Here is a 10,749-nt window from a genome sequence, read left to right as displayed (position 1 = left end):
CTATTCTTTTAATAAATCTATTAATCCATTCCCTTCAGATGTACGTTCGTACCCTAAAGGTACAGTTCTTTTAATGAGTTGTGCATATATTTCCGGCTCCGATAACTTTCGACCGTATTCTTTCTCACACTGTTTAATGAGCAAGGCGAGCGCTCCAGCAACATGCGGCGTCGCCATGGAAGTTCCACTTAGCACAGCATATTTTCCTTCTGGATACGTAGATAATATTTCATCACCTGGCGCTACTAGATCAATTTCTTGATTTGAATTACTAAAACATGCAATCTTCCTCTCTAAATTAACGGCACCAACTTCAATTACCTCGGAGTACGCACCCGGAAAGTCTAGTTCCTCTGTTTCATCATCGCAATCTCCATTATTTCCAGCAGCACATACAACGAGAACATCCTGCTTTACCGCATTTTGAATTGCTTCATGTAATTCTGGAACATCTTGCGGACCACCAAGTGACATTGAAATAATTCTCACTTTCTCTTGATTCGGCCCTCTCCAATTTACAGCATAATGAATTGCCTCAATAATTTGCTCATAACTTCCAGAACCATCTCCCGCTAAAACTTTTAATACTAACATTTTAGCAAGTGGTGCAACTCCTAATACACCGACACCATTTTCAGTCGCGGCAATCGTTCCCGCAACATGAGTACCATGTCCGTTATTATCAAGATACACATTTGGATCAGCTTCATAATCTTTTGTGAAATTTCTTCCGCCGATAATACGATCTTTTAAATCTATATGATTAGTATCACACCCTGTATCTAATACGGCAACGACTACATCTTGCCCCTTCACACTCTTTTCCCATACTTGCGGAGCGTGAATCAGTTGTACACCTGGTGGAATTTCATTTACTTGTTCTACCACCTTATTTACGGTAAACGGAATCAATTGTATACCTTTTTGTTTATTCACTGTACTACTCATCGTAATCCCTCCTGAAAATGTATTATTTTCATTTCAGACCACTTTTGAATACGTGTAAATGTAACATTCGTTTTATTCTTTTTGTTTTCCTTCTTTTCAAATATTTCTCAACATCATTTACTACCTCTATAATACTTCTTTATTTTCCCTATGATTTGTAGGAAGTAACAACCCGAGTCGTTCAACTACTAACCAAAATAAGAGGACCAATTAATGGTCCTCTTACAGTCTTTTAAAAGAATGATATGTATTTGAAAAATAATATAAATTAAGACTAAACCTCACTCTTGTTTAAAAACTTTTCTATTTCTTTTACTAAATATTCCGCTCCCTCTATGCCAACTGTAATATTTCCATTTGCTAATGTAATATTCTGCCCTGAAACATCACCTGTGATTTGGCAAGCATTGTAAGGTTGATATTTTTGTAAAATGATTTTATCTGCTTCTACAAAAATTTCAAGCGGTGATTTGATTTGTATTCCCAATACATCGCGTAATTCTTTAGGGATAACAATTCGTCCTAATTCGTCTACTTTTCGAATAACTCCTGTTGCTTTCATATTTCTCCCCCCTTACTCTCTATTAATTTTTTCACCTCGCTTTTTCCATTTTATCACTTTTTGACAATACTTGCCTCTTTTTAGAAAATTTTGTACTCGAGTTAAAAAAACACATTTAATGCATACGTAATCTCTCTTTCAATTGTTTTACATAACGGGATCTTATAAGTAAGAAGTATACAACTTGAATACCTATGAAAATACTTAATACAACTGTATTTTCTTTAAACAATGAGTACTCAAACATTTGCCCTAACGCCGTTAAAGCTACTGCTCCATGTAATGTTGCAACACCAATTGGAACGAAGAATAAAAGCGCCAATCGAATTGTAACTACCTTCGATAATTCCCTACTTGTCAATCCAACTTTACGAATCATTTCGAACAAACGAACATCATCCTCCAAATCGGAGAATAAACGGAAGTAAAGGAAACTTCCTGCGCAAACGAAAAATACTATACCAATAAAGAAACCTACAAATAAAATCGGTCCTGCAATTTGTAAACTTTGGTTTTGCTCGTACTCTTCCGCACTAAACGTTGAATATTCTTGATACGGTTTAATTTGATGCGTAAGCTCTTTACCAATTTCAATCTCATCTTTCGTTCTTTCAGTTTTATACATATAATCTTTTGTCTCTATAAATCCATCTTGTAATGAATCATATTGATGATTAGAGATTACATAAACATTTCCTCTTAATATTTTCCCCAATGAAGATGAAGTAACTTTTTTCACTTTTAAATTTTCATTCATATTAGGTAAAGTAATTTCTTTTCTTTCTTTCATCGTTGGCCCTGGTATATTAGCTGACAAAAATACAACTTCTTTATTTGCTACAGTATTAAATGGTTCTCCTGTTAACTTTGCATATTTCTTATAGTCTGATTCTTTTATAAAAATGGCGCTTCTTAACGACTGTTCCTCCGTTTTCTTTGTCGAAATATTAGTTTTTGAAGCTGCTATACTATGTTTCTTTAATCCTTTGTCAATCATTTGTATATGCTGTGATTCGTTACTATTCCCTTGCTTAGAATGGTAATGAAACGAAATCGGTCTCTCCATTATCCCTTTCGTCATGGATGCGAAGCCAACTAATGTCCCTATTGCGGAAAATGCTACAGTAGAAATAATGGTTACAATAAAGAACATTCTTGCGTTATCTCTCATGCGATACGCTAAATCTGATAACGTAATAATATTAGTCTGTGTCCAATAGAAACGTTTACTTTTTTTACATAATCGAATAATAAAGACACTCAGCTGCTTGTACAACAAATACGTCCCAATAATAACTACCGTTGTAACAGGAATCATCATAATAAATACCATTGCTCCATGTGATAGAAGAGCTCCTACATAGCCAGCACTAAGCAATACTACTGCTAATATGGAAGAAATGATTGATGCTTTCGGTTCAGGTTTCGCCTCTGCCGATCCTCTAAACAACTTCATAATCTTATTTTTACGAATCATTCCTGCACTAAACAATGATATGATCATAAATAAAATAAAAAACATAATACTCGTTACAACAATTGCTTTCATCGGTATGTAATAGGATAAGGAGATATCTAGTTTCAATATCATCGGAGCGACAAATAGTAATACCCCTGAAAATAACATACCTGAAAGAATACCAAAAATAATTGCCCCTATTCCAATCATAATATTTTCAAAAAAGATTAGACGCTTTAATTGATATTTCGTCATACCTAACATCATTAAAATCCCTAGTTCACGCTTTCTCGTTTTTAAAAACATTCCCATCGAATATAAAATAAAGAAGAATGTAAATAAGTAAATAATAGACTGTGCAAAAGACATACTTACGAATACGTACTGACCTAATTCTCCTGCACTTAATGCCGGATGAAACGCAAAAAATGAATACACAAAAAAGGCCATAATTGCAAATGCACTACTCAAAAAATAGGCTGAGTATGTCCGTCTATTTCGGGTTACATTCCGATATGCTAGTTCTCTAATGTTCATATTACTTCTCCGCCCTTCTACTATCTATGTTTTTATATTAGTAAAGTGCGGAAATACCTTCCATCGATTCAAATGACAAAAACCTTACATTTTTGAAAGGTTTAAAAAAATTGCTTATACGTAGTACTTTATTTATAATGACTACATTCATATTCATACACACATCCTATTGTATATTCGTTAATTTTGCGAAATAATAAAGGATAGAAGTATGTACCATTATACATATAAACTTAATTACCGCTTTAATATGAATAGGAGGAAACATAATGACATTACAAGAACAGATTATGAAAGCATTACATGTTCAGCCTGTAATTGATCCAAAAATTGAAATTCGTAAACGAGTTGATTTCTTAAAAGATTATGTAAAAAAACAGGTGCAAAAGGATTTGTACTTGGTATTAGCGGCGGACAAGACTCTACATTAGCAGGACGCTTAGCACAACTTGCAGTTGAAGAAATTCGTAACGAAGGTGGTAATGCAACGTTTATCGCCGTGCGTCTTCCTTATAAAGTACAAAAAGATGAAGATGATGCACAATTAGCATTACAATTCATTCAAGCAGATCAATCTGTTGCATTTGATATAGCTTCAACTGTTGATGCTTTTTCAAATCAATATGAAAACTTATTGGGTGAATCATTAACAGATTTCAATAAAGGTAACGTGAAAGCACGTATCCGTATGGTTACTCAATATGCAATTGGTGGACAAAAAGGGCTACTTGTTATCGGAACAGATCACGCTGCAGAAGCTGTAACAGGGTTCTTTACAAAATTCGGAGATGGTGGTGCAGATTTATTACCATTAACGGGATTAACGAAGCGCCAAGGACGTGCATTATTACAAGAGTTAGGCGCAGACGAGCGACTGTACTTAAAAATGCCAACAGCTGATTTATTAGATGAAAAACCAGGTCAAGCTGATGAAACAGAGTTAGGTATTACTTATGATCAATTAGATGATTATTTAGAAGGTAAAGCAGTTCCAGCTGACGTTGCAGAGAAAATTGAAAAACGTTACACAGTGAGTGAGCATAAAAGACAAGTACCAGCGTCAATGTTTGATGATTGGTGGAAATAAATGAAACATAAAAAAGAAGCTAATCTTCATTTAGCTTCTTTTTTATATGTTAACGATATACCCCTACTCTTTTCTCCAATAAATCTTGCAGGCAATCTTCATGTTGTTTACAAAATAACGGTGGCATGTCGTCTAACGGGAAAAACTTCAAATCCAACGTTTCATCACCATCTACTTTTTTGTCACCTCCAACTATTGAGAATGAAAAGAACATCACAATTGACTGGGCCTTGTCTCCATTTGGATATGATTGAAAATATTTTGTATACACTCCAATAAGCTCATTTATTTCTACATCATACCCGGTTTCTTCTTTTATTTCTCGGATTGCAGTTTCCGCAGCTGATTCTCCTATCTCCATTGCACCACCTGGAAATCCCCAAGCGTTAAAGTCTCCTCTTTTTTGCAGTAATACTTCTCCTTCTTTATTAAATACACAACCACCGGCAAAGTTTAAGAAAACATAATCATGTCCTACTTTTTCACGTAATTCTTTTATATAATTGGCCATTCTCTTTCCCCTTTTCATACCTCTTCTATCACTATTTCTTATCTTTTTCAAGCAATTCAATGATTCGATCTAGCTTCTGGTTCATATTAATCACGTGGTGTTTCTTTGCAGCACTGCTTTGTAATACTCTTCTAATAAACAAAGTAAATGATATGAAAAACAAAACGATAAGTCCGATTACTAAACAAGTATATATCAATGTAAAAATATTGCTTTCGAACAAGTTCATTCCACATTCACATCCTTATCCTTTTATTTTATCACACAATTCTTAATATTTAAAAGCAATCAATTAATAAAAAAAGCACCTTTTACAGATGCTTTTTCCCATTGCTTAATACGTAAATGTAATTGTCGCTAATGAATAACCCGCCAATGCACTATAAGGCGCTACTTGATAAGACACACGCTTTGCACCTTTTGGCCAATTTATTTCATTTAATACTTTCTTTATATCTTGCATCGTCCCATCCATGGACTGCTTATATCGTACTTCTACTTTTTCTGGTTTGGCTGCAAACTTTTGCTGCAACTTTTGCTTAAATTCATTATAATTTTCTGCTCCGTATTCTGCAGATAAGTATTGTAAATTTGTTTCTTTTAACATCTGCTCATATACGACAGTTTTTGAGCTACCAGCTTTTATTTTATTTGTTAATTCACCAAAATAACTTGTAGTTGCCGCTGGATATTTGCTACGATCCCATTCATGATCTTTACTTAACTGTTCGTCAGACATATTAAAATATGAGTAAGTTGCACGCCCTGCTTTATCTGGTACTGGATCATCAAATGTAGTATCTAGGTGATACCATTTGTTTTCAATGTTCACTAAATTCCACGCGTGAGCTTGTCCGTTTCCTGTGCCTGTTACAATATGATTTTGAATACCTGCCTCTTTTAACAACTCATACGTCAATAATGTATATCCTTGGCAAACGGCAGAACGATTCGCTAATGCTTCATATGCTGTATACGCTTGATAAGACGTATCATAAGACACATGCTTAACAACGTAATCGTGAATAGCTTTTACTTTCTCATGCTCATCCATCCCTAGTTTTACAATTGATCCAACAATTGATTTCGCCTGAGCTTTTACATATTGAGTTTGTTCTTTTGATTCACGGTATTTTACTTGCAGTGTAAACGTATAGTCCCCTGGCATTCCTTTAATGGAATATCTAGTAGACGCTACATTATATTTTACATACTCATCAGCATCTACAATTTTATTAAACTCACCATACAATTGATCCATAATATTTCTAGCATTTCTATCTTTTGTTTTATATGTGATTGTAATATTTTCTTCTCGATTATCAATCTGTTTTTTTAATTCTTTTCTGAAATCATCTAATAACTTTACATCTGATTGTGCTGTCACTGTAGTCGGATTTGTAGCTGCATAAGATACAGATGACGCTTGTAAGCCTCCCATTACTATAGTTGAACAAAGTGCGGCAGCTGTCACATACTTACTTGTCTTTCCCATCTTGTCACTCCTTATATTCTATAACTATACGAAAAAGTATCGTATAGTTTCAGAGTATACAATACTTTTTCGTATAGGTCATATGAGATTATGCATATTAACTAATTCACATAAAAAGGTTGTTCTTTTTAAAAGAACAACCTTTTTTCATTAGCATGTTTGTAATACGCAGCATGTATTTTCAAAACGTTGATTTTTCAAATCTTCATTACTAATACAGAAATATAGCATCCCTAGTTCTCCCCAAACCATATTACAATTTTTATGATCTGAATCAATTTGGAATAAAAGAGTCATTTGCTGCGGGTCTACTCCCATATATTCTCCCGTCTCATATAACACTTCTTCTTGTACAGAGAATGGCTCGCCAAACATTTGATGGTTATCGTAGTTATCCGGAATTAGCTCTTCAAGTAATTGCAAGAAACGATCTGAATCAGCCTCATCTTCAATGAAAAGTTCTGGTAATTTGTATGTCAGTTCAAAAGTAATTGCACACTGGTTATATTTCGCTTGTACTTCATTTCCTCTTCGTAATTGCTCTACAGGAACATCATAATAAAGTACACGCCCAGCCTCTGTTAGCTTCACATTTTCTTCAAAATAATTTTCAATGCAAAAGAAATACAGCATCCCCGTCTTAGGAAGATTGTGATCCATACCAACGTTTTGTAAATCACTTAAGTTAAATTGCGCGATAAATTGTAGTGGATTTCCTTTATGCTTTGGATATTCAAATAAAGCTGGTAAATCAGGAACTCCTCCCATTTTCGAACTACCTATCGCAACAGTTTCCTGCTGCTTTGGCACAACTTTTATACAAGGAAATACAGTATTAATAAGTTCCTCTTTCAAGTGTGTTAGTTCATATTTATCAATTAATACTTCAATTTTTTTATTCATAAATTCTCCTTACATTTACATACTTATTTATATCATAGTACAAAGATTATACTTCATTCTTTACAAAATCAACAAGCCTCCAAAAAACGGGCTTATCCTTCGTACGCGAACAAGTTTAAAAAAGCATACTATACATTGTTCCTACAAACACGATAGTTCTTTAGTTCTTCCAGTACATTTTCCCCTCGTTCATTTTTATTTTTAATATAAGGAGGAATTCCACATGGGTTACGGATATAGTTGCGGCGGTTACGGTTACGGCGGTAGCTGTGGTGGTTGTGGTTACGGAGGTTTCGCTTTATTAATCGTTTTATTCATCCTTCTAATCATCATCGGAGCTAGCTGTTGGGGCGGCTTTGTAGGCTGCTAGTAAACTTAAAAACCATTGTAAAAAAGCACGTACAATACGTGCTTTTTTGCCATTTCCAAATCTTTCATTTGAAAGGAAGTATGTTTAATGAAGATTGATGGTGTTTTTGAAGGAGGCGGTGTGCGCGGTATTGCGCATGTTGGGGCAATTTGCGCGTTAGCCGAAAAAGGTTATGAATGGGAACGTGTAGCTGGAACATCAGCTGGTGCAATTATCGCGGCACTTTTAGCTGCAGGATATTCTTGTTCAGAGCTAAAAACCATTATAACTGATATCGATTATAACAAATTTACGAAGAAAACCTTTATTGACAAAATCCCCTTTATCGGAAAAGGACTAAGTGCATGGACTACTCTAGGTATATACTCTAATGTATTTATAGAAGAATGGATTGAAGAATTACTTCGAAAAAAAGGTGTTCATTTATTTACTGATTTACCGGATCTAAACAAACTCAAAATCATCGCTTCTGATATTAGTAATGGTAAAATGGTTGTCTTTCCTGACGACTTACCAAACTATGGATTTTTAAATTATCGCTTCTCTATCGCTAAAGCGGTAAGAATGAGTAGTACAATCCCCTTCTTCTTTGAACCCGTAAAATGGAGAACTCCAAAATGGAAGCAGCCTTGTTATATGGTTGACGGAGGAATTCTAAGTAATTATCCAATTTGGATCTTCGATTCACCTACCGCTCCTCGCTGGCCGACTTTCGGATTTCATTTTGTAAAAGATGAGATTCAAGCTGACCCTGCTCACTATAACGAGCCTATTTCTATGTTCAAAGGACTATTTAAAACAATGATGCAAGCTCATGATTTACGTCATTTAGATAAGGAATCAAAAGCAAGAACGATTACAATTCCAACAGGAACGATTACAAGTACTAATTTTGAACTGACGAAGGAAGAAAAAGACTGGCTTTACAATTCTGGTTATAACTCTGCTAATAAATTTTTACAAGCTTGGAACTTTAGGCAATATATTGATGAGTATAGAAAAGGAAATCAAGACCGAAAGACAAATCGATTTTTTCGTCAACTTGACTCATAATATTATTACTTTGCGTATAAATACGAGAACGTTTAACAACTTAATAGTAAATAAGCCTAGTAAATTCTTATATTACTAGACTTATTTACTTCCTATATAATCTCATACATTGTTTAAGGATACGTTAAGCCTTCGGCTTCTTCTGCAGTTATAACTATGTAACGATTTCCCGTTCTTAATCCTAACAGTTCTGCTTTTTCAATCGCCTCTTGCTTCGTCTCCGCATAAGCAGCTAAATATTTTTCTCCATTGATCATTTGGCAAATTACATATTGTTTCATTACTTTCTCCTCTTACTTTTTCATTAGTTGTGCAAGTTTTTTTATACCTATTTCAATTTCTTCTAACGTTGCGTATGAATACGATAGGCGCAAAAATTGATTTGCACTTCTATCATATAAAGTACCTGGGTTTAATAAAACCTTTTCTTGCAGAGCTTTATCAAATAAACTGCGATATGAAATGGGTACTTTTATATGTACCCATATATAAAACCCGCCTGTTGGTTCATGCCAAGTTGCTATTTCACGAAGATATTTATCTAACATTAGTAACATAAAATCTCTTCGTTTTTTCAATTCACTTCTTACAAATCGCAAATGCTCATCATATAGACCATTTGTAAACCACTCTGCTGCAATTTGCTGGGATATAGTGCTTGAACCATAATCTGTTTGCATCTTTATGTCTGACAATCTTTGAATTACTGGCTCGGGTCCAACAATCCATCCAATTCTTAAACCTGGACTAATTACTTTGGACATGCTTCCAATATGTAGTACGATTCCATTTTTATCATAGGCTTTTAAAGGTTTCGAACTAGGTGCATCAAACCATAAGTCTTGATACACTGCGTCCTCTATAATAGGTAATCCAATTTCATTACATATTTCCATCACTTCTATTCGTTTCTTCGCATTCATACTAAAGTTCGTTGGATTATGAAAAGACGGGATTGTATATAAAATAGAGGCATTAAATTGCTTCTTATATTTCTTAATATATGATGTATGTAACCCGCTTTCATCCATTGGGATTCCAATTAAACGTACTCCTGCTGATTGAAAAACATTAAGCGAATATAAATAGGATGGTTTCTCTAATAAGATTGATGCCCCTTTCGAAAGAAGCCCCATAGAAATAAGTTGCAGCGCTTGAATTGCTCCTGAAACAATTAATATAGAGTCAGGAGATACATATACGCCATGCTCCTTTAAGTATTCGGAAATCTTTTCCCTTAAATAAAGATTTCCTTTCGGCTCTTCATACCCAAGCGTCACATTTGACTTTAAAAGGTTATTCATAATTTCTTTCATCTTTTTCTCAGGTAAGAGACTCGGCGCGAGCTCACCTGTTCCTAACCGAATTACATGTGGGTAAAATTCAGCTTGATTAATCTCTTGAATAGCTGGGAGATTCGGATAATGAAGTCCTGTTTCTACATAAGACTGCCAATTAGGCGGGGGTGCGTAAGTTGAAACATTCTCATTATTATTTACAACAATTGTTCCTTTCCTGCCATTCCCTTCAATATATCCCTTCGCAACTAGTTCATCGAAAGCCATTACAATTGTGCTTCGATTCACACCAAATGTATGGGCCAAATCTCTTTGTGAAGGTAATTTCGTTCCAACGGTCCATTCTCCATTAACGATCCTTTCTTTTATATACGTTTCTATTTGTTTATACAGCGGCGTCGCTAGAGACATATCCGGTTTCCAAACGAATCTTTCCATCATATCACCTTATATTCTTTTTGGTTGGTAACCTCCCCAACCATATGGATGGATACAAATTTTCATTTCTTCTATACAATATACACTA

11 protein-coding genes and 1 pseudogene are annotated in these 10,749 nt (G+C 34.6%); 3 read left to right on the top strand and 9 right to left on the bottom strand.

All coding sequences use genetic code 11. The features are described from left to right. The 3 genes from HMPREF1014_RS10040 to HMPREF1014_RS10030 form a co-directional block, all read right to left on the bottom strand. The gene (locus HMPREF1014_RS10040) at positions 1 to 948 is read right to left on the bottom strand and encodes a serine protease (protein WP_000099756.1); all 948 of its coding nucleotides are present in this window, start codon (positions 946 to 948) and stop codon (positions 1 to 3) included. Between the two features lie 274 nt (positions 949 to 1,222). Beyond that, positions 1,223 to 1,510 carry an AbrB/MazE/SpoVT family DNA-binding domain-containing protein gene (locus tag HMPREF1014_RS10035; protein ID WP_000648325.1) on the bottom strand — a complete coding sequence of 96 codons (288 nt, stop codon included), beginning with the start codon at positions 1,508 to 1,510 and terminating at the stop codon, positions 1,223 to 1,225. Positions 1,511 to 1,625: 115 nt separating this feature from the next. Then, positions 1,626 to 3,506, bottom strand: a complete 1,881-nt coding sequence (locus HMPREF1014_RS10030) for an FtsX-like permease family protein (RefSeq protein ID WP_001026000.1) — start codon at positions 3,504 to 3,506, stop codon at positions 1,626 to 1,628. Between the two features lie 269 nt (positions 3,507 to 3,775). On the opposite strand from HMPREF1014_RS10030, the pseudogene nadE reads away from it, so the two are divergent. After that, a pseudogene (gene nadE, locus HMPREF1014_RS10025) lies at positions 3,776 to 4,593 on the top strand (NAD(+) synthase). A gap of 49 nt (positions 4,594 to 4,642) precedes the next feature. Here nadE and HMPREF1014_RS10020 read toward each other — a convergent pair. The 4 genes from HMPREF1014_RS10020 to HMPREF1014_RS10005 all read right to left on the bottom strand — a co-directional run bounded on the left by HMPREF1014_RS10020 (position 4,643) and on the right by HMPREF1014_RS10005 (position 7,502). After that, positions 4,643 to 5,104, bottom strand: a complete 462-nt coding sequence (locus HMPREF1014_RS10020) for an NUDIX hydrolase (RefSeq protein ID WP_000024999.1) — start codon at positions 5,102 to 5,104, stop codon at positions 4,643 to 4,645. A 31-nt stretch (positions 5,105 to 5,135) separates the two neighbouring features. After that, on the bottom strand, positions 5,136 to 5,333 hold the full coding sequence (locus tag HMPREF1014_RS10015; protein ID WP_001048102.1) for a DUF4083 domain-containing protein: 198 nt from the start codon (positions 5,331 to 5,333) through the stop codon (positions 5,136 to 5,138). Positions 5,334 to 5,438: 105 nt separating this feature from the next. Continuing rightward, complete coding sequence (locus tag HMPREF1014_RS10010) at positions 5,439 to 6,599, bottom strand: transglutaminase domain-containing protein (protein ID WP_000520854.1); 1,161 nt, start codon at positions 6,597 to 6,599, stop codon at positions 5,439 to 5,441. Positions 6,600 to 6,749: 150 nt separating this feature from the next. Next, the gene (locus HMPREF1014_RS10005; RefSeq protein WP_001034836.1) at positions 6,750 to 7,502 is read right to left on the bottom strand and encodes a YwqG family protein; all 753 of its coding nucleotides are present in this window, start codon (positions 7,500 to 7,502) and stop codon (positions 6,750 to 6,752) included. A gap of 223 nt (positions 7,503 to 7,725) precedes the next feature. Here HMPREF1014_RS10005 and HMPREF1014_RS10000 point away from each other — a divergent pair, with 223 nt between their 5' ends. Continuing rightward, on the top strand, positions 7,726 to 7,872 hold the full coding sequence (locus HMPREF1014_RS10000) for a YjcZ family sporulation protein (protein WP_000540425.1): 147 nt from the start codon (positions 7,726 to 7,728) through the stop codon (positions 7,870 to 7,872). Positions 7,873 to 7,959: 87 nt separating this feature from the next. Next, a complete protein-coding gene (locus HMPREF1014_RS09995) occupies positions 7,960 to 8,925 on the top strand; it encodes a patatin-like phospholipase family protein (protein ID WP_000686789.1) in 966 nt (321 codons plus the stop codon). 113 nt (positions 8,926 to 9,038) lie between these two features. On the opposite strand, the gene HMPREF1014_RS09990 is transcribed toward HMPREF1014_RS09995, so the two are convergent. Beyond that, positions 9,039 to 9,206: a DUF3933 family protein gene (locus HMPREF1014_RS09990; protein ID WP_000816389.1), complete on the bottom strand. Its 168-nt coding sequence runs from the start codon at positions 9,204 to 9,206 to the stop codon at positions 9,039 to 9,041. Positions 9,207 to 9,218: 12 nt separating this feature from the next. After that, entirely contained in the window at positions 9,219 to 10,661 is a 1,443-nt protein-coding gene (locus HMPREF1014_RS09985; protein ID WP_000439399.1) for an aminotransferase-like domain-containing protein, read from the bottom strand. Positions 10,662 to 10,749: the final 88 nt, after the last annotated feature.

The sequence above is a fragment of the Bacillus sp. 7_6_55CFAA_CT2 genome (assembly GCF_000238655.1).
Taxonomy (GTDB): Bacteria; Bacillota; Bacilli; order Bacillales; family Bacillaceae_G; genus Bacillus_A; species Bacillus_A cereus.
Note: the sequence above shows the minus strand (reverse complement) of the source record. Positions and strands in the feature narration are given on the sequence as shown.

Bases quoted from the DNA above. Each gene is read 5' to 3' on its own strand.
- HMPREF1014_RS10040 (WP_000099756.1), bottom strand. From the start codon at position 948: ATGAGTAGTACAGTGAATAAACAAAAAGGTATACAATTGATTCCGTTT.
- HMPREF1014_RS10035 (WP_000648325.1), bottom strand. From the start codon at position 1,510: ATGAAAGCAACAGGAGTTATTCGAAAAGTAGACGAATTAGGACGAATT.
- HMPREF1014_RS10030 (WP_001026000.1), bottom strand. From the start codon at position 3,506: ATGAACATTAGAGAACTAGCATATCGGAATGTAACCCGAAATAGACGG.
- HMPREF1014_RS10020 (WP_000024999.1), bottom strand. From the start codon at position 5,104: ATGGCCAATTATATAAAAGAATTACGTGAAAAAGTAGGACATGATTAT.
- HMPREF1014_RS10015 (WP_001048102.1), bottom strand. From the start codon at position 5,333: ATGAACTTGTTCGAAAGCAATATTTTTACATTGATATATACTTGTTTA.
- HMPREF1014_RS10010 (WP_000520854.1), bottom strand. From the start codon at position 6,599: ATGGGAAAGACAAGTAAGTATGTGACAGCTGCCGCACTTTGTTCAACT.
- HMPREF1014_RS10005 (WP_001034836.1), bottom strand. From the start codon at position 7,502: ATGAATAAAAAAATTGAAGTATTAATTGATAAATATGAACTAACACAC.
- HMPREF1014_RS10000 (WP_000540425.1), top strand. From the start codon at position 7,726: ATGGGTTACGGATATAGTTGCGGCGGTTACGGTTACGGCGGTAGCTGT.
- HMPREF1014_RS09995 (WP_000686789.1), top strand. From the start codon at position 7,960: ATGAAGATTGATGGTGTTTTTGAAGGAGGCGGTGTGCGCGGTATTGCG.
- HMPREF1014_RS09990 (WP_000816389.1), bottom strand. From the start codon at position 9,206: ATGAAACAATATGTAATTTGCCAAATGATCAATGGAGAAAAATATTTA.
- HMPREF1014_RS09985 (WP_000439399.1), bottom strand. From the start codon at position 10,661: ATGGAAAGATTCGTTTGGAAACCGGATATGTCTCTAGCGACGCCGCTG.